A 17,704-nucleotide genomic window follows, 5' to 3' on the forward strand; every position below is an offset into this window, starting at 1 on the left:
ACTAAGAAAAATATATTGTGGTGATGAAATGAACAGCAAATACCTATCGTTATATAGTGATATCGTTTCAAAAATTGAAGAAGGAATCTTTCCGACAAATTCAAAGCTTCCTTCCGAAAGCAGCTTCATGGAAGAGTATGACATATCCAGGGATACTGTGAGAAAATCCTTACAGTTGCTTGAACAAAATGGATATATCCATAAAATCAAAGGCAAGGGTTCCTTTGTCTTGGATTTCAGCAAATTTAATTTTCCTGTAGCAGGGTTGATTTCCTATAAAGAAATGGTGGAAAAGTTGAATTTGCATTCCAAAACGATCATCCATAAGTTGGAGCTTGAGACCCCCGACACTAACATGGCCAAGCTTCTGGACTTAAATGATGATGGTGAAGTATGGAAGGTATTTCGGGTACGCCAAATCAATGGGAAGAAAATCATACTGGACAAAGACTATTTCAAAAGCGAATTCGTAACTAACCTGACCAAGGAAATTTGTGAGGATTCTATTTATGGATATATCGAAAAGGAACTCGGGCTCCAGATTGGTTTTTCCAACAAGGAAATTACCGTGGAGCCATGCAGCGAGGAAGATAAACAATTATTGGACATTGAAGACTTCGATATGGTGGCAGTTGTGAAAAGTACCGTCCATTTAATCGATGGAAGCTTGTTTCAATATAGCGAATCCAGGCATAGACCCGATAAATTCAAGTTCACGGACTTTGCACGAAGGACTTGGTGAAGGTTAAGGAAGAAATGAAATGAAGGACAGACTATTGAAAGTTCAGCTCCATTTAAAATGAGAGGCCGTGGCGGGCTTTGAAGACATTTTTATTTTTGAACGAGCGGGGAGAGGAGGAGAGTCAAACTTAGTTTGACTCTCCTTCTGCTTGTTTAGTGGTATGGGAAGCATTAAGTAAAACCACTCCGCCAATGATTAATACTAAGCCGCCTAATGTAGTAATACTAAATGGCTCATTCCATAATAGTACGCCAATCAATGCTGTTAAAGCTGTGCCTATACCTGCCCAAATGGCATATGCCAAGCTTAACGGGATTGTTTTAAGACATAAAGATAAGCTATAAAAGGCTATTCCAAATCCTATTATAACCCCAAATGAAGCGGATAAATGAGTGAAGCCTTCAGACAACTTAAGCATGGTCGTACCAAATACTTCGCTTATGATTGATATTCCTAAGGCTATGTATCCTTTCATATTATTACCTCCGATTACTAAATTGTTAAGAAGTGCCTCCGCTAGAGAGTTTCAAAACAACCACCCCTCCAATGATCAGGACTAAACCTAAAAATTTTTTCACGTTAAAGCTTTCTTTATAAACGATAACTCCCACTAAAGCAGTTAAAGCAGTGCCTATTCCTGACCAAATGGCATAAGCCGTTCCAAGCGGTATGGTTATTAATGATAACGATAGGCAATAAAAAGCCAAACCCATTCCGATTACCACACCAATGGAAGGGAATAACCTTTTAAACCCGTTTGATACTTTTAACATCGAACTGCCAAATACTTCACTTAGGATGGCTATTGCCAAAAATGCATAAGGATTCAAGATGGACTCCTCCTAAATATTGATTACTATTTTCAATCACTTCCCCCAAGAATCTTATCATCTAAAGGTCTCATATTAAACTAATACCACCTATAGTCAATTTCATATTTTCTGTCTTTGCATTTCACGCTCAATATTAATCTGAAAGTGATACAATAAGCGCTTCTTCGAATCTGATAGCAATATGTAAGAGGGTGAACAGGGATTTTTAGGGATTTTGTCGAATTATTCCTTTAACGATTATATTGGGGTGAACTTATTTCATGGAATTTATAATAAACAAAGAATGCTTCAATAAGGCGATTTCAGATGTCAGCCATGCCGTTTCCATAAAAACGCCTATACCCATTTTATCAGGAATAAAGATAGTGGCTAATGACGATTGCTTAACCCTTCTTGGTAGTAATTCCGATATTGTCATTGAAAAAACCATTCCTTTAACGATTGATGGTGTAAAGGAATTGGAGGTTCATGAAAAGGGCACGGTTGTTTTATCGGCAAAATATTTAAGTGAAATCGTTAAAAAATTATCTGATGTCATCCATGTTAAGGTGAATGAAAATCATTCAGTTACTATTAAATCAAATGAAATAGTAATGAATTTAAAGGGGTTACATTCTGGGGAATACCCAAATCTTCCACAAATAGATGGAGCTTGTTATTTTAATATCCCAAGTGCTGAATTATTGGAAATCATAAAACAGACTGCGTTTGCCGTTTCTAAAAGCGAGGCAAGACCTTCCCTGACAGGAGTCAATTTGTCAATCAAGGAAAACAAGCTTTCTTGTGTTGCAACAAATTCCCATCGTTTAGCGTTAAGAGAACTTCCATTGGAATCGAAGGTGAATGGGTCTTTCATCGTTCCAAGTAAAAGCCTTAATGAATTAACCAAGTTAATTAATGATGAAGCGGGTATCATACATATTTTCATTACAAAAAGTTATATCGTCTTTAAATCAAATAATATCTCACTTTTTTCAAGGCTGATTGAAGGTAATTATCCGAATGTATCAGGATTGCTGCCAAAAGATTCGAAAACGATCATCACCTTGGATACGAAAACACTGTTAAGGGGTATTGATAGGGCCTGCCTTTTTGCAAGTGAATGGAAAAATAACAATGTACATTTAGAAATTCTGGACAATAGTAAGCTAAAGATATCTTCTAACTCAACAGAAATGGGGAAAATTGAAGAAGCGCAAAGCATCAAGGAAATCAGAGGTGATGCGGGGTTAAGTATATCACTGGATGGAAGTTTTTTATTGGATGCCTTAAAAGCGATAAAGGAAAAAGAGGTAAAGCTAAGTTTTGGCGGTCCAATGAGACCTGTCTTAATTGAGCCAAGCGATAATCCCTCCTATCGTCATCTTATTTCACCAGTGAGAACATATTAAAGAACAAAGACTATAAAAAACGAATAACAGGGTGAACGGCAACAGCTGATTAATAAAAAAACAAGGATGGGTGTTATGGATAGTGGGGTAATGCCAAATGCATTCACCATGAAAAAGAGGCCCAGAAAAGTCTGGGCCCATATATTTATATAGATTGAAATAACGGTTTTCATTCTTGGTTTAAAGCAGGCAAATCAATTATATGAAATAAATAAATAGTTATTCGGCAATATAGTTGCTTGAGCACTTTCGAAAAAACCTCTGTAAATACATAATTTATTTCAAAATATAACTCGATAGAATACATAATATAAATGTGATCCAACAATAGCTAAATACCCACAATTCGTTTTTCAGTAGGATTTATTAATAATACGGAATTACGTCCGGAATAAGCACTATAATGGGCAACTGTCAACCAATTATCACATGCCGTCATAGTCGTCATTGTTAACGATAAGATCCATATCAAATACATTGAAATCCACCATGATTTTCTGCAATTCCAGTGAAGTTGCTGATTTACCCGAGCCACTAATGCCAGTCATAATAAAAAGAGGGTAAGTCATGATCATCACCTTCCAGTATGTTAAGGAAATAGGTTACTAATATCCTAATGATATTTTCCACTCTATTTATTAGTATATTCAAACTGTTAATTCGCCTCTTTTTTTACCCAGAATGAAAAAAGAACTTTGCCTTCCTCTTTAGGAATGGGATTCTTCTTTACGGCTATTGACTGGCCTATATAAATAATTGTACTTTGAATATGGACATTACTGGTATATGGAAATTCACAGGATATAAACAGGGGGATAATTATGTATGTTAGTCAAACCAGGGATCATGAAGTAATTGCAAAATTAAATCGAAATGTTCACAATCTGCATGCAAAACTATATCCTAAGTATTTTAAGGAATATAATTATAGTGCAATGAAAGAATCTTTCAAAAGTTTGGTTGAAAATAACAGTTTTGTTTTTCTCGTTTTAAAAGAACATGAAGAACCGATCGGTTACGTATGGATTGAAATTAAAAACTATCCAGAAAGTGCTTTTAAAAATGCGTATAAATCAGTATACGTGCATCAGCTTAGTATCGTTGAAAATCAAACCAAAAAAGGTTACGGTAAAATACTAATGAATGAGGTCTATGAAATTGCCAAAAAGAATGATATAGATTTAATTGAACTGGATTATTGGTTTGAAAACAAAGCTGCAAAAGAGTTTTATCAAAAACAACACTTTAAAAAGTATAGGGAGTTTGCATTTAGACAGTTGTAAATCCTTTGACACTCATTATTCAAAGGATGGAGGAAGGAATTAATAAAAACCCCGAATTGGGGTTTTTTTAATTAATATCTTATCATTCTCCTAGAAAAACTAGGGGGTTGAGGGACTCCACAAATAAAGCTTTGGGAATAACACTCTTTCACGATACTTCGGGTATGCGGTATATATGTGTTGAAGTGTTTATTCACCGTAGTTGTATGTGTCGGGTGAAAAACCGGAATCACTGTGTTGATGACATTGGTTTTTACATATTGCTTTGCTGTGGAGATTTGTGTTGGAGTATACTGAGTAGACATTCTGTGAGGTGGGCAATATTGTCGTGGACATTGACCGCCTTTCGGATGCCCCCAGGGCTTATTATACATTTAAACACCTCCTGGATTTTTTTGAAAGTCATTATTAGTTTATGAAAATAAATGATAAAGGGACTGGTATAAATGCCTTTATCAAAAATATCCTGGGCATATCAGATTTTTCACTCATTTAAAAAAGCATTAATTTAAATGAATTCGGTTAATCGCTTGACGAACAAATGACTTGTGTCTTTTTCGCCAGTTATTTTCCTTGCTCTTTTCCAAGCCCCATTCTGGAAATGTAGATAACCGTAATGCGGCAAATAATTGCCAGTAGGGTAAGTTTGTAAAATTCACCTCAGGCATCAGGGTTTTATATTGATTGGTGAAGTCATTCATCGCTTGCATTCCAAAATGATATAAAATTTCAAGCTGACTATTGGCAAGGTCAGCCAAAGGGTCCCCTAAGCCTGAATCTTCCCAATCAATTATGGAAACTAGTTTATCCTCTTTCCATAATAGATTTCCTGGCCAATAATCACCATGAAGGATTACTTCCTTATTCATGGATGGTAAAGGCGTGAAATATTTTAATAAATCTCTAATCAAGCTCAGATTTAATGTTTCGTCCAGGATTACCCTATCGTTATTATTTAACATTTCGATATATGTATTTACTAATTTAGGCAGGAATGTTAAAGATAGATTTGCACAATCAACACGATGGATTTTTGCTAGATTGATTGCTGATTGTAAGATATGATCATTGAGATTTGAGGGTGTGAATTCTGACTTGCCCTCAATAAACTCGATAAGTATGCATGGCTTGGGAAAAATCTCGCCCGATTGCTCTAGGTAATATGGCATCGGTACAGGCAAACCTGCAGCTTTCAATATCCCTAAGAGCTTGTGTTCATCAGCAGCAACATTTGGATTCCGTTTTAGGTCATGATCACCATGCTGACGAACGATCATTTTCATGATCCGCCCTGAAGGTTGTAATATTTCAAGTCCTGTGACCTGTGCAGAAATTCCGCCTTTTAATTCCCATACGCGAATTAGCTTGCTTCCTTGATCAAACTTTTGAACCAATTGTTCAAACTTACCATTTTCATTCATCATACAACTCTCCTTTTAAAATTTAAGCTCTGGGATAAGTTTCCAGATAACTTTCGTGAAAATTAAAGCATTATGTTAGTACTTCAATAGATGAAACCAATAGCTTGTTACACACGTAGAGTAATCTAAACAAAGTGAGGTGCTCTGACATTGAAAATAGAAAAATATAAAGTGGAAACACCAAAAGGGACGTTACAATATAATATTAGTGGAAAAGGCAAACCAAATATAGTTTTGATTAACGGTGGTTCTGGACCGATAGAAGGTTGGATGAAAATACTACCGGCAATTTCGGAAACAGCATCTGTATTTTCCTATAATCGCTTTGGTGTTGCTGGCAGCGATAAACCGAAGGAAAGCCAAGACGGGAAAAGTATTGTTAACACTTTACGTGAGGCATTAACAATCGTGGGGTTTGAACCTCCATACTTATTGGTCGGACATTCGCTAGGCGGCCTATATGCTAATTTATATGCCCGACTTTACCCAAATGAAGTGGGGGGAATAGTTTTTTTAGAATCCAGTACAACGAAAGATATTAGCCTTAATGAATATCAAGGCAAGGCCGTAAAAACCATTAATAGGATGTTCAAGGTGTTTGATTCCTTATCCTCGCATAAACAATTCAATGAAGTTAATTTTGTAAAAAAAACTGTGGATCAAATCCAACAAAATGATACATTTCCCGAAATACCTGTATTTGTCATTACTGGTGGACAAGAAAATCGAATGATGCCAGAGGAAATTCGAAAAAAACGACTTGAGAATCAATTGGAATTGCTTTCATTGTCAAGAAACAGCAAACACATTGTCGCAAAAAAAAGTGGGCATTTTCCGCAATTATCAGAACCAACTATAGTGATTGACTCAATCAAAGATTGTGCAGAACAATCAAATAAAACAAACCATAACTAAAAATAATCTATTACTTTATTTTTAGATGCCCAATAATTCCTGATAGAAAAGTATAAAAAAGGAAGAAGGCTTTTTGGAAAATTTCCCGTCCATTTGGCGAATGTCATCATATAATGCCATGACACCTTTAGGGTGTATTTTTTTTTGAACTGTAGCCGAGAGGATGAATTCTTTATTTTGAAATTTCTTTAATCAGATAGTTACGTGTACAAGCATTTATTGATACGTAACATAAGATTAATAGAGGTGATAGAAATGGTAAAAGTATTTATTGATCCCGGCCACGGCGGTACGGATCCAGGCTCGGTGGGGAATGGATTGAGAGAAAAGGATTTAACTTTATCCATTGCAACTCGAATCAAAGACATCTTATTAATAGAATATAATAACGTTTCTGTAAAAATGAGCAGGTACCAAGATACGTACCCCTCTTTAAACGATAGGACGAATGCAGCGAACGCGTGGGGAGCCGATTTTTATCTCTCCATCCACATTAATGCCGGCGGTGGCACTGGGTATGAGGATTACGTTTATACGTCTACTAATCAGATTACGAAAACGTATCAAGATCATATTCATTCAGAGGTCATGAAGCTTATCAACATCCAAGACAGAGGACAAAAAACAGGAGATTTATATGTGCTCCGTGAAACGGACATGCCTGCACTCCTGACCGAAAATGGATTTATCGATAATGTCAATGACGCAGCCAAATTGAAAACGGCATCCTTTATCGAATCACTGGCTCGCGGACATGTAAACGGTTTAGTTAAATGCTTCAATCTTAAAAAGAAAAATACAGCTGTATACCACACAGTCGTTAGTGGTGACACCGTATACTCCTTAAGCATTGCTTATGGCAGTACGGTTCAGCAAATTAAAGATTGGAACGATCTTGACAGTCAGTACACCATTACAGTAAACCAGAAATTGCGTGTTAAATGAATAATTAATAGATGCCTGGTTAAATTATTTTTAACTTCCAGAAGCACACCACAAAGGAAGCCCTTCTCAAAAAGAGTTTGTCTACAGTTTTTTAGGGTTTGTACAATTTGAACCCCTGGACACGCTTTTCCCACAGGAGTCTCGCACACCCGCTCCAATCAAAATCAACTTGTTTTAACTTTTAGGTAGAACCTCTTTGTCTACAAACTCAGCCCTTCTCAAAAAGAGGGGCTTTTCCTTGTTCAGGAATATGCATGTAATAAAATAATCGTGTACATACTACTGTCCTATAAGTACTTGGAAAATAGCGGAGGAAGTGAAAGGGAAAAATAAAAAAATTGCACAGAAGGCAAAAGTGGAATTTGATATATACTCTCGGATTTTCCAGGAAACAAGCCTCTGACGGGATTCGAACCCGCACTCCTTTCGTAAGCATAGGCTAGGGGAGAACACGCTTCCCTACGGATTTTCACCGGCAGGAATTCCACCTGCCTCAGCGTATTTGCTTTTCGGTGCTTCTGAAACCCTTACCTTGCGACCCGGTGGCTACAAATGTTTTCCGGCGCTCTTCCCTTCTAGAGCTACAGAGGCAAATGCTTATCATCCCATTATAAGATTCTTATATGAGGTTGTGAACCGAATAATAAAAATATGATAATTTGATTGCCTAATACAGACAATTATATTCATTCTGTATGAAAGGGAAATTTACTGAAATAAGAATACTAGGAAGCTTATAGTTCCAAAAACATTCACTCAATGAAATAAGTAATCTGGGGAAAACGGATATAGGCTGACACAAATTTATATTTACATTTTGCAAAGACATATTTAAAGAACAATACTAAAAAGCACAAACCATGATGGCTTGTACCTAATATGCATCAGTCAACAAAGGGAACTAAAGTAATATTCCGTAAAGAAACTCTAAGTTGATATTAATCGTATATTTTAATGGCTTGAACCACTTTTCCTAAAATTCGAACTCTATCATTTTTTAAGTTATAGGTTTTTTCTTCATAAAAAGGATCCGTGCTGCAGGGAGTGAGTGTGATGTTTTCTTCAGCGATATTCACTTTTTTGACCGTAGCATCGTGACCATTTACCAAGACCACTCCAATTTTTCCTTTATCAACGCAGGTTGTTTTTTCAACGAGAATTAAAGATCCGTCACTGAATTCTTTGTTCATGCTATTGCCATTCACTCTAAGGAAAAAATATTCTTTATTCGTTTTTAGCATCGAATTTAATGTCGGCATATAAGCTTCTATATATTCATTGGTAAAATTAGGCTCTCCAGCAGGAATATTGCCATAGACTCCAATTAATCTTACATTCTTTTCATTTAGAAATTCCATTCCAGGAGCATTTCTAACGCTAGGTGCTCCTTCAATGAGGTGGGATAGCGGTATTTCAAAGCATGCGGACATCATGCTCAATTTATCCATTAAAGGTTTATTCCGTCCGGATTCCCATGCTGATACTGCCGTTGGCGCCACCTTTAATATATTTGCCAAATCTTCTTGTGTCATTTTTCTTTCTTTTCTTAACATTTTAATCCGTTCACCAATGTGCATATTTCTTCACCTCTTACTTGAATATACACCATGAGTGAAAGTGAGTAAACTTAAAGTGCGTGAATTTTGCGAAAAATTGTTGGTAACTATACTTCAAGTGTGATATTATTTTTTTAGATAGGTGGTGACAAGATATGACAAACGTTAAGTTCACACTTAAACAAGCGAGGAAGTATAAAGGTTTAACACAAGAAGAAATGGCTAAAGTGCTGAAGATGGCCAAGAGAACTTACATTGACTATGAGCAATATAAGATTCCTTTGCGAATCGATAAGGCTTATTTGTTTGCTGAATGTGTAGGGTTCTCGATCGACGATATCATTTTTTTTGATCCCCACCTACACTTCAAATGTAGTTAAAGGATCAAGACTATCAACCATTTCTTCACCAAAGTAACCATTCCTGGGGCAAGATTTAAGTAATGATCGAAAGAGGGTGAAAAAAAGGGGAAAGGAAAATCAGATAAACAAATTGTACAATCGGAAGAACGAGCATAGCCCTGATATCATTTATCCAGTTCTCATTGTGAAATACGTGTATGTGGGGTTGAGGGAAGGGCTTTAAGGAGTTAAAAATCCAAATAGACGATTGATACTGAGATCCCTATGAATGACAGCCAATTGCTGTGAAAGAGTTTTTTTCAACAATTTACTTAATGTATAGGATGGACTTCAAATCACCATGAATAGGAGCAATTGGACAGTGGCAAATTCGAAGAATAATATTTGGATGATCATAAAAAAGTCAAGCCCTATATCCTTTGCAGGAGAAGGGCTTATTCTCTTTTCCTTCGTGAACATAAAGCATTCGATACATGGATTTCCTCTATAAGGATAATTTAATAAATGGAAAATGACTGTATACATGAACGAATCGAAGGCAAACCATCATACTATATCTCCATTTTTTATGAATTCCTCTAGTTTTTTTCTCCCATCTTTATGAAGATAGCAGGTAATGGTATGCAAAAGTACAAATATATACTAATGAAAGCTATGAAAGGACTGGAAGGGGGCGTTGATAATAGGATGAGTTCGAAAAAATTCCACATGAAATTGGAGGAGATAACAATTGAAAAGGAATGTAATCAATTATGTCGTTTTTCTTGTCCTCATTCTAACCATATTGATTATGGCTAAGCCAGACATTTCCTCAGCAGGAAAATTAAAGCCTCCTTCCGAAACTTTCAGTCCAGGGGATTGGTTTCTTGGAAGTATTCCTCCCAATCTTGATACGAACAAACCACCGATCGTGTTTGTTCAAGGGAAAAACGGCAGTTCAACCAGCTGGTACGGTGAAACGGATTATCATGGTGTCAATGATATGTATACCAAAGCGTATGAAGCAGGCTACCAAACTGTTTTTGTTCAGCTTCATGATTCAGCTGGAAATGGATCAGTGAGCCAATATGCCAATGGAAGGCTTTTAGCTCAAATGCTTGCAGAAATCAGTAACCATTTCGGGGGCGAAAAAGTAAATATTATAGCTCACAGCAAAGGGGGCCCAGATACCCAAGCGGCTCTAGTGCACTATGGAGCACACCAATATGTTGGAAGGGTGATCACTTTAGCTTCCCCTCATCATGGTTCTCACCTAGCTGATTTGGCTTATAGCTGGTATGCAGGCTGGCTTGGTTCCCTATTAGGTCAAAAAGATGAGGGAACTTATTCTTTACAAGTTGGTAAAATGGCGGAATTTCGTTCTGTCACGGATAACCATGTTAATTCTCGTAAAAACATGTATTTCACTGTGGCAGGTATGAATAGAGGCCCGGTTCTTTCAGCCTTATCAATGGGTGGACAATATTTATCTTCATATGGGGAAAATGATGGTCTAGTAAATGTATGGAGTACAAAAATACCCTATGCAACACATTTATTTTCAGATCCCAACTTTGATCACGACAATATACGAGTTGGCTCAGCTGTATTTTCAAGAATTGAACCATATTTAAGAAGCACTTCCACCGCTGGGATCCCTGAATATAATGTCAATTATAAAGAACGGGTTGAAGATGATGTCATTACCACCGCACTCGCTCAAACCGTTCTGGGTGATGTCCTGAAACAAAATGTCTGGATCGAACAAAGCTTCCATGTAAATGAAGCAGCCCCAGGCAATATAAACATATATACAGCCTCAAATGATGTCGAGGTTGAATTGATTTCTCCATCCAATAAAAAGTATTCACCTTCCTTAAAGGTTCATTCAGCCAAAAATGAAACTTCCTTTTTTAATGGTGCAACCATCCACTCATTCAATAGAAACAACCTTGAAATTGGTGATTGGAAAGTGCGAATGAAGACTAAATCGCCAAAAGACGCCTACCTGTTCACAGCACAATTTAACGAAAAGAATCCCATTACATTAAGTATGGCAGGTAAAGTTAAGCAAAAAGATGCAAAATTTTTAATAAAGAACCCAATGAATGATAAAAAAAGGCCAATCAGCACAACATTTTCGGTTCATCTAATAGATGAAACCGGTAATGAAATTAGTGAAAAAAGCTCAATTAAGGCAATGGATACCGAAAATTTTACTGGCACCCTTCCAGAAGTACCTAAGTCAGGTGTTTATAATGTAACAATAGATGTCAAGGAAAAAAATGTGTATGGTACTGAAAGAACCCGGACGCTGATTCGTTCGGTCTATATTGAGAAATAGTGAAATGCCGTCTCTTCTTTGAGAATGTATCAGACTGTAGACAAATTCTAAGTTTGCCTACAGTCTTTTCTTTTAAAAAAGATCCAGTCGATTGCAGAAAATCCGCTTCCTTTCCGCCGACTGTATGCCAAGCCTGCTCGGCTAGTCAGGAGTGTAAAAAACATAAAGGATAACTTACTTTTCCCGACAAATTGATCAATTGAGAAGGGGTTTTTTGGATGTGTGTAATGGGATGTTAACATGGGTGTTAGTGTTTAATAAAAAGATTGCTGAATTGCAGCGAGAGATACCCTGTATAGGTTTAATCCGTCTTTTTATAGGATTCTCTATAAGACAAAATACCAGTTTTGAGTGCAGCATAATTGCCAATGTTTGCTTAGCCATAAAACCAGCCCATGAAAATTCCTGAAACCAAGTGATGACGATGACTGATGAAAATGAAAATGAACAAGTTTTGAAGGTTTTCAGTGTCCAACTTAAAAAGCCGTCAATCCATTTAATTATATGGATTGACGGCTTTTCCTGTTTGGTAGGGAAGTGGATAAATAATACGCGGAGCGATCCACTTCTAGGTAAGAAATCTATAATTAAAACAATTAGCCAGACATCGGAACCTTTTGTGCAGGACAAGCTGTAACCTTTTTCATAGATGAGAATACGATAAGAATGAAGATAAACAGTGAAAAATAAAGTAATGACCATTCGTGGGAGGTTCTAATGAGCAAGGAAACATTTATTAAGGAAATTGCTCCCTATGCCCAGAAAATTCAACAGGAGTTTAAAATATTACCTTCTGTTGTCATTGCACAAGCTTGTTTGGAGAGTGGATATGGGACAAGTTTATTAGCAAGCAAAGGAAAAAATATATTCGGTACAAAAGGTGAATTCAAGGGTGAGTCTGTCATTATTCAGACAATGGAATATGTCAATGGTGTGCCCGTTCAAGTATGGAACAAATTCAGAAAATACCCATCTTGGGAAGAAAGTCTTCGAGATCTTGCCAATTTATATGTAAAGGGGACTTCATGGAATAGAAGTCTTTATACAGCTGTCATTGGAGAAAAAGATTACAGAAAAGCACTCAAAGCAATATTCGATGCGGGGTACGCCTCGGATCCCAAATATATTGAAAAACTGGTGAACCTTATCGAAACAAGCGATTTAACAAAATATGATGCAAGCATTGAAGAGGTTTATCATATTGTCCAAAAAGGGGATACCGTCTCTGCGCTTGCAAAAGCATACGGTTCTACACAAGTGCAGATTCAACAGTGGAATGGCTTGGTCGATCTTAACCTCATTAAAGTGAACCAAAGATTACGAGTGAAGTGAATTTTAACTGGGAGCGGTAGTTAAAGCTCTCTTTTTTATTGTAATCAGATTGTTACTAAAGTAAATATTAGGCGATAGTATAACTTCCATCCGTAATAAAGGATGTTTAAATTCCCATGAAAACCTGATTCTATTAAAAAATATATCAATATCTACTCTTCCATATGCATATTGAGAGAATTCGGGACATAAATTAAACAAACAAAAAAAGCGCTGTTAGCGCTTTTAGTGTATTTGTCTATATAAGCCTATTACTTTTCCAAGTATCGAAACATCTCGTAAAATAATTGGTTCCATATTCGAGTTCTCAGGCTGAAGCCTTATGTAATCCGGTTCCTTAAAGAATCGTTTTACAGTGGCTTCATCATCTTCCGTCATTGCCACGACGATATCTCCATTATTGGCATTGCTTTGTTGTTTCACGATGACATAATCCCCATCATGAATTCCTGCTTCGATCATACTTTCACCCATGATTTCCAGCATGAATACATGGTCATCATGTGGAACCATGCTTTCGGGAAGCGGAAAGTATTCTTCTATGTTCTCAATGGCCGTTATCGGCATTCCCGCTGTTACTTTTCCAAGTAACGGCACGTTCACGACATTGACTTTGGGAATATTGTTCGCTTCCTCCAAATTCATTATTTCAATGGCCCTTGGCTTGGTTGGGTCACGTCTAATCAGGCCTTTGCTTTCCAGGCGTGATAAATGTCCGTGTACTGTTGAACTTGAAGCAAGTCCCACTGCTTCGCCAATCTCCCGTACGGAAGGTGGATACCCTTTTTGGCGGACCTCTTCTTTAATGAAATCAAGAATATCTTGCTGCCGTTTTGATAGTTTAGTCATTTGTGCACCTCTTCCCCAATGTTCTTTGCTACATTATAGCATGGCCCCCAACTCTATACAAACATAAGTTCGAATTTTGTTGTTGACTGAAACAAACGTTCGTATTATAATTTGACCATAACATACGAACGAACATTCGCTTTGGAGGGATATTTATGAAAAATTTATACAAAAATTATATTTATACGATTCTATTAGCGGGATCAGTATTCATCTTTTCAATTTTATTCTCTTGTACATTGAACAATGATCCAAAAAAGGATTTCCTTTCTATAGAAGTAAGTGAGGGTGATACCCTATGGGGAATTGCCGAAGAATATGAAGAAGCAAATTTGACAAAAAAAGAATTCATTGGTTGGATAGAAGAGCATAATGGAGTCAGGGCGGATTCAATTAAACCTGGTCAAGTCATCGTCATACCGGTTAAAGGGGAAGAACTTGTCCAGAATTTGGCCAGTGAGCAGTAAGTAGTGAAGGTAGGGTATTATGAAGGCGGTAATCTATTGTAGGGTAAGCACAGAAAAAGAGTCACAGGAAACATCATTGGCAAGGCAGGAAGATGAATTAGTCAAATTGGCAGAAAAGATGGATGTTGAAGTCATTTCCATAATAAAAGAGCAGGCAAGTGGTTATGAGTTGAATCGGGATGGCATTTTTGACATGCTCGAACTATTTAAAACTAAAGAAGCTGAAGTACTATTAATTCAGGATGAAACAAGGCTGGGAAGAGGGAATGCCAAAATAGCCCTTTTCCATGTCATCCTTAAAGAAGATGTGAAAATTTATACGCTCTCACATGACGGGGAGCTTGAGTTATCGGATTCGGATGCCATGGTCATCCAGATAGTCGGTATTGTAGAAGAATACCAAAGGAAACTACATAATCTTAAAATAAAGCGCGGGATGATAAGAGCCGTTGAAAAAGGGTACCGTCCTCAAAAAAACCTTCAGAATCAAAGGAATTCCACTGGAAGGGACCGTATGGAAATTCCTATTGAAGAAATTATTAAACTTCGGGCCAATGGATTGACATTTGCAGAAATCGCAGCCACTTTAAGGGGCTTTGGATACAATGTTTCCAAGGCTACTGTGAACAGGCGTTTTCTCGAACATCAACTGAATAAAAAGGAAAGTCAATCTTAGAACTTGTAATTTCGCTTTTTTTTTAATACCATGACAATATCCGGAGATTATGAAGGAGCGAAATTATGTTATCAAAAGAAAAAATAACCCGTATTAATGAACTTTCTAAAAAGGCAAAGACTGAAGGTTTGACGGAAGTTGAGGCGAAAGAGCAAACCCAATTGAGAAGCGAGTATTTGGAAACATTCAGAAAGTCCATGACCGATACGTTGGAGCATGTGAAAGTCGTTGATCCAGAAGGTAATGACGTCACTCCTCAAAAGATAAAAAATATAAAAGAAAAAAGAAACTTACATTAATGCTTGAATTCCTCTCATGGAACGAGGATCCTATTAGCATTTAGGAGTAAAAAGGGAGTGCATGCATGTATGTATTCTCCTATTTAGTTTAATCTAAATAGGGGGCTTCTCTTATTTCTAGAAAATTTTAATATTGAGGCAGTAAATAGTGATTTTAGTTGTGATATTATGCTTGTCACTATAATATAAAGAGGTACATTACAGGAAGGGATGTTTTTACAATATGTTAGATAAATTAGATGCACTTTCTATCAATACGATTCGTACATTATCAATTGATGCAATTGAAAAGGCTAATTCCGGCCATCCAGGTATGCCAATGGGGGCAGCGCCGATGGCGTATAAACTATGGACCGAATATATGAACCATAACCCGAAAAATCCAGATTGGTTTAATAGAGATCGCTTTGTTCTTTCAGCTGGACATGGTTCTATGCTGTTATACAGCCTTCTTCATTTATCGGGCTATGGCTTATCTATCGATGATTTGAAAAGCTTCCGTCAATGGGGCAGTAAAACTCCAGGACATCCTGAATTCGGACATACGGCTGGTGTAGATGCAACTACCGGGCCGCTTGGACAAGGTATCGCAATGGCAGTCGGAATGGCAATGGCTGAACGTCACTTGGCAGAAAGCTATAACCGCGATTCTTATAATGTGGTCGATCATTATACATATAGCATTTGTGGAGATGGAGATTTAATGGAAGGTGTTTCTGCAGAAGCCGCTTCATTAGCTGGACATCTACAACTCGGAAGACTTGTTGTTTTATATGATTCTAATGATATTTCCCTTGACGGCGACTTAAGTCAATCATTTAGTGAAAGCGTAGCAGACCGGTTCAAATCTTATGGATGGCAATATATACGCGTTGAGGATGGCAATGATCTTCAGGAAATTGCTAAAGCGATTGAAGAAGCGAAAACCGACGATGCACGCCCAACATTAATCGAAGTGAAAACGGTTATTGGTTACGGTTCACCAAACCGTTCAGGTAAATCCGCTGTTCACGGCGCACCGCTTGGTGCAGATGAGCTTAAATTGACAAAAGAAGCATATAAATGGACATTCGAAGAGGACTTCCATGTTCCGGAAGAAGTGTATTCACACTTCAATGAAGCTGTTGTTGATGCAGGCGCTCAAAAAGAAGAAGCTTGGAATGAATTGTTCAAAAATTACAAAGAAGCACATCCTGAGTTAGCACAGCAATTGGAGCTGGCCATCAAAGGTGAACTGCCTGCTGAATGGGATCAGGAAATTCCGGTCTATGAAGAAGGTAAAACATTAGCTTCCCGTGCTTCAAGTGGGGAAGTGCTAAATGCGATTGCCAAACGGGTCCCTAGCTTCATTGGGGGTTCTGCGGATTTAGCCGGATCTAATAATACTGCCATCAAAGGTGAGACTGATCTATTACCTGGTAATTACAGCGGCCGTAATATATGGTTCGGTGTACGTGAATTCGCTATGGGTGCGGCTTTAAATGGAATGGCACTTCATGGTGGATTAAAAGTATACGGGGGAACATTCTTCGTATTCTCTGATTATCTACGTCCTGCCATTAGAATGGCAGCACTAATGGGACTGCCTGTAAACTATGTATTCACTCATGACAGCATTGCTGTAGGGGAAGACGGACCGACTCATGAGCCAATCGAACAATTGGCATCATTGCGTGCAATGCCTAACCTAGGGGTAATCCGTCCAGCTGATGGCAATGAAACGGCAGCAGCGTGGAAAGTGGCTATGGAGTCTACAAATAAACCAACTGCCCTTGTACTGACTCGTCAAGGATTGCCAACAATTAAAGACACTTCCGAAACTGCGTATGAAGGTGTTTCAAAAGGTGCTTACATCATCTCTGCTTCTAAGAAAGAAGTAGCCGATGCATTACTTCTTGCGACTGGTTCCGAAGTGAACTTGGCTGTGGAAGCACAGAAAGCTTTAGCGAACGAAGGAATTGATGTTTCTGTTATCAGCATGCCATCATGGGATCGATTTGAAACTCAATCTAAAGAATATAAACAAAGCGTAATCAATCCGGCAGTGAAGAAACGTCTAGCTATCGAAGTGGCTTCACCGTTTGGTTGGGATCGTTATGCAGGTGATGAGGGTGAAATATTGGCCATCAATCATTTCGGAGCTTCTGCACCAGGCGGCAAGATCATGGAGGAATTCGGTTTCACTGTAGAAAATGTAGTTGCTCGCGTTAAGGAAATGCTTAACTAATAGTAATGGAGAACTGACACCAACTAGTTTGGTGTCAGTTTTTTTATCAAAAACAATCCTGATTTATATTGCGTGCTCCTATT

The 17,704-nt window shown here is 37.6% G+C and carries 19 protein-coding genes; 12 read left to right on the top strand and 7 right to left on the bottom strand.

All coding sequences use genetic code 11. From position 1 onward, the window contains the following. Positions 1-28: 28 nt before the first annotated feature. A complete protein-coding gene (gene treR / locus ABOA58_RS10180; protein ID WP_350302181.1) occupies positions 29-742 on the top strand; it encodes a trehalose operon repressor in 714 nt (237 codons plus the stop codon). Positions 743-869: 127 nt separating this feature from the next. On the opposite strand, the gene ABOA58_RS10185 is transcribed toward treR, so the two are convergent. Together ABOA58_RS10185 and ABOA58_RS10190 are read right to left on the bottom strand one after the other, a co-directional pair. Continuing rightward, positions 870-1,217, bottom strand: a complete 348-nt coding sequence (locus ABOA58_RS10185; protein WP_350302182.1) for a DMT family transporter — start codon at positions 1,215-1,217, stop codon at positions 870-872. Positions 1,218-1,242: 25 nt separating this feature from the next. Next, the gene (locus tag ABOA58_RS10190; RefSeq protein ID WP_101221634.1) at positions 1,243-1,572 is read right to left on the bottom strand and encodes a DMT family transporter; all 330 of its coding nucleotides are present in this window, start codon (positions 1,570-1,572) and stop codon (positions 1,243-1,245) included. Between the two features lie 263 nt (positions 1,573-1,835). Between ABOA58_RS10190 and dnaN the strand changes: the two genes are divergently transcribed. Next, positions 1,836-2,966, top strand: a complete 1,131-nt coding sequence (gene dnaN, locus ABOA58_RS10195; protein ID WP_350302183.1) for a DNA polymerase III subunit beta — start codon at positions 1,836-1,838, stop codon at positions 2,964-2,966. A 331-nt stretch (positions 2,967-3,297) separates the two neighbouring features. Here dnaN and ABOA58_RS10200 read toward each other — a convergent pair whose 3' ends face one another. After that, the gene (locus tag ABOA58_RS10200) at positions 3,298-3,444 is read right to left on the bottom strand and encodes a hypothetical protein (protein ID WP_350302184.1); all 147 of its coding nucleotides are present in this window, start codon (positions 3,442-3,444) and stop codon (positions 3,298-3,300) included. Positions 3,445-3,787: 343 nt separating this feature from the next. On the opposite strand from ABOA58_RS10200, the gene ABOA58_RS10205 reads away from it, so the two are divergent. Further along, complete coding sequence (locus ABOA58_RS10205; RefSeq protein WP_350302185.1) at positions 3,788-4,249, top strand: GNAT family N-acetyltransferase; 462 nt, start codon at positions 3,788-3,790, stop codon at positions 4,247-4,249. A 71-nt stretch (positions 4,250-4,320) separates the two neighbouring features. Here ABOA58_RS10205 and ABOA58_RS10210 read toward each other — a convergent pair whose 3' ends face one another. Both ABOA58_RS10210 and ABOA58_RS10215 read right to left on the bottom strand, forming a co-directional pair. Continuing rightward, on the bottom strand, positions 4,321-4,623 hold the full coding sequence (locus ABOA58_RS10210; protein WP_350302186.1) for a CotD family spore coat protein: 303 nt from the start codon (positions 4,621-4,623) through the stop codon (positions 4,321-4,323). A gap of 129 nt (positions 4,624-4,752) precedes the next feature. After that, entirely contained in the window at positions 4,753-5,673 is a 921-nt protein-coding gene (locus ABOA58_RS10215) for a phosphotransferase family protein (RefSeq protein WP_350302187.1), read from the bottom strand. Positions 5,674-5,820: 147 nt separating this feature from the next. Between ABOA58_RS10215 and ABOA58_RS10220 the strand changes: the two genes are divergently transcribed. Further along, positions 5,821-6,585 carry an alpha/beta fold hydrolase gene (locus tag ABOA58_RS10220; protein WP_350302188.1) on the top strand — a complete coding sequence of 255 codons (765 nt, stop codon included), beginning with the start codon at positions 5,821-5,823 and terminating at the stop codon, positions 6,583-6,585. Between the two features lie 255 nt (positions 6,586-6,840). Beyond that, on the top strand, positions 6,841-7,530 hold the full coding sequence (locus tag ABOA58_RS10225; RefSeq protein ID WP_350302189.1) for an N-acetylmuramoyl-L-alanine amidase family protein: 690 nt from the start codon (positions 6,841-6,843) through the stop codon (positions 7,528-7,530). A 938-nt stretch (positions 7,531-8,468) separates the two neighbouring features. Here the strand turns inward: ABOA58_RS10225 and ABOA58_RS10230 are convergent. Further along, positions 8,469-9,107 carry a LexA family protein gene (locus tag ABOA58_RS10230; protein ID WP_350302190.1) on the bottom strand — a complete coding sequence of 213 codons (639 nt, stop codon included), beginning with the start codon at positions 9,105-9,107 and terminating at the stop codon, positions 8,469-8,471. 134 nt (positions 9,108-9,241) lie between these two features. On the opposite strand from ABOA58_RS10230, the gene ABOA58_RS10235 reads away from it, so the two are divergent. The 3 genes from ABOA58_RS10235 to ABOA58_RS10245 all read left to right on the top strand — a co-directional run bounded on the left by ABOA58_RS10235 (position 9,242) and on the right by ABOA58_RS10245 (position 13,103). After that, positions 9,242-9,466, top strand: coding sequence for a helix-turn-helix transcriptional regulator (locus ABOA58_RS10235; RefSeq protein ID WP_101221641.1), 225 nt, complete (start codon positions 9,242-9,244; stop codon positions 9,464-9,466). Between the two features lie 772 nt (positions 9,467-10,238). Next, positions 10,239-11,771: an esterase/lipase family protein gene (locus ABOA58_RS10240; RefSeq protein WP_350302843.1), complete on the top strand. Its 1,533-nt coding sequence runs from the start codon at positions 10,239-10,241 to the stop codon at positions 11,769-11,771. A 717-nt stretch (positions 11,772-12,488) separates the two neighbouring features. Then, the gene (locus tag ABOA58_RS10245) at positions 12,489-13,103 is read left to right on the top strand and encodes a glucosaminidase domain-containing protein (RefSeq protein WP_350302191.1); all 615 of its coding nucleotides are present in this window, start codon (positions 12,489-12,491) and stop codon (positions 13,101-13,103) included. Between the two features lie 225 nt (positions 13,104-13,328). Here ABOA58_RS10245 and lexA read toward each other — a convergent pair whose 3' ends face one another. Then, a complete protein-coding gene (lexA, locus tag ABOA58_RS10250; RefSeq protein WP_101221643.1) occupies positions 13,329-13,952 on the bottom strand; it encodes a transcriptional repressor LexA in 624 nt (207 codons plus the stop codon). Between the two features lie 155 nt (positions 13,953-14,107). Between lexA and yneA the strand changes: the two genes are divergently transcribed. The 4 genes from yneA (at position 14,108) to tkt (ending at position 17,621) form a co-directional block, all read left to right on the top strand. Next, positions 14,108-14,419 carry a cell division suppressor protein YneA gene (gene yneA, locus ABOA58_RS10255; RefSeq protein ID WP_137020070.1) on the top strand — a complete coding sequence of 104 codons (312 nt, stop codon included), beginning with the start codon at positions 14,108-14,110 and terminating at the stop codon, positions 14,417-14,419. 19 nt (positions 14,420-14,438) lie between these two features. Further along, on the top strand, positions 14,439-15,095 hold the full coding sequence (locus ABOA58_RS10260) for a YneB family resolvase-like protein (protein ID WP_350302192.1): 657 nt from the start codon (positions 14,439-14,441) through the stop codon (positions 15,093-15,095). 65 nt (positions 15,096-15,160) lie between these two features. Beyond that, complete coding sequence (locus ABOA58_RS10265) at positions 15,161-15,394, top strand: DUF896 domain-containing protein (RefSeq protein WP_241594277.1); 234 nt, start codon at positions 15,161-15,163, stop codon at positions 15,392-15,394. Positions 15,395-15,617: 223 nt separating this feature from the next. Next, positions 15,618-17,621 (top strand): transketolase, encoded by a 2,004-nt coding sequence (tkt, locus tag ABOA58_RS10270; RefSeq protein ID WP_350302193.1) that lies wholly within the window; start codon positions 15,618-15,620, stop codon positions 17,619-17,621. Positions 17,622-17,704: the final 83 nt, after the last annotated feature.

This window comes from Peribacillus frigoritolerans (assembly GCF_040250305.1).
GTDB lineage: Bacteria > Bacillota > Bacilli > Bacillales > DSM-1321 > Peribacillus.

Coding starts and splice junctions, on each gene's coding strand:
- lexA (WP_101221643.1), bottom strand. CDS start 13,952: ATGACTAAACTATCAAAACGGCAGCAAGATATTCTTGATTTCATTAAA.
- ABOA58_RS10200 (WP_350302184.1), bottom strand. CDS start 3,444: ATGTATTTGATATGGATCTTATCGTTAACAATGACGACTATGACGGCA.
- ABOA58_RS10225 (WP_350302189.1), top strand. CDS start 6,841: ATGGTAAAAGTATTTATTGATCCCGGCCACGGCGGTACGGATCCAGGC.
- ABOA58_RS10265 (WP_241594277.1), top strand. CDS start 15,161: ATGTTATCAAAAGAAAAAATAACCCGTATTAATGAACTTTCTAAAAAG.
- ABOA58_RS10245 (WP_350302191.1), top strand. CDS start 12,489: ATGAGCAAGGAAACATTTATTAAGGAAATTGCTCCCTATGCCCAGAAA.
- ABOA58_RS10205 (WP_350302185.1), top strand. CDS start 3,788: ATGTATGTTAGTCAAACCAGGGATCATGAAGTAATTGCAAAATTAAAT.
- yneA (WP_137020070.1), top strand. CDS start 14,108: ATGAAAAATTTATACAAAAATTATATTTATACGATTCTATTAGCGGGA.
- ABOA58_RS10210 (WP_350302186.1), bottom strand. CDS start 4,623: ATGTATAATAAGCCCTGGGGGCATCCGAAAGGCGGTCAATGTCCACGA.
- dnaN (WP_350302183.1), top strand. CDS start 1,836: ATGGAATTTATAATAAACAAAGAATGCTTCAATAAGGCGATTTCAGAT.
- tkt (WP_350302193.1), top strand. CDS start 15,618: ATGTTAGATAAATTAGATGCACTTTCTATCAATACGATTCGTACATTA.
- ABOA58_RS10240 (WP_350302843.1), top strand. CDS start 10,239: ATGGCTAAGCCAGACATTTCCTCAGCAGGAAAATTAAAGCCTCCTTCC.
- ABOA58_RS10230 (WP_350302190.1), bottom strand. CDS start 9,107: ATGCACATTGGTGAACGGATTAAAATGTTAAGAAAAGAAAGAAAAATG.
- ABOA58_RS10215 (WP_350302187.1), bottom strand. CDS start 5,673: ATGATGAATGAAAATGGTAAGTTTGAACAATTGGTTCAAAAGTTTGAT.
- ABOA58_RS10235 (WP_101221641.1), top strand. CDS start 9,242: ATGACAAACGTTAAGTTCACACTTAAACAAGCGAGGAAGTATAAAGGT.
- ABOA58_RS10185 (WP_350302182.1), bottom strand. CDS start 1,217: ATGAAAGGATACATAGCCTTAGGAATATCAATCATAAGCGAAGTATTT.
- treR (WP_350302181.1), top strand. CDS start 29: ATGAACAGCAAATACCTATCGTTATATAGTGATATCGTTTCAAAAATT.
- ABOA58_RS10260 (WP_350302192.1), top strand. CDS start 14,439: ATGAAGGCGGTAATCTATTGTAGGGTAAGCACAGAAAAAGAGTCACAG.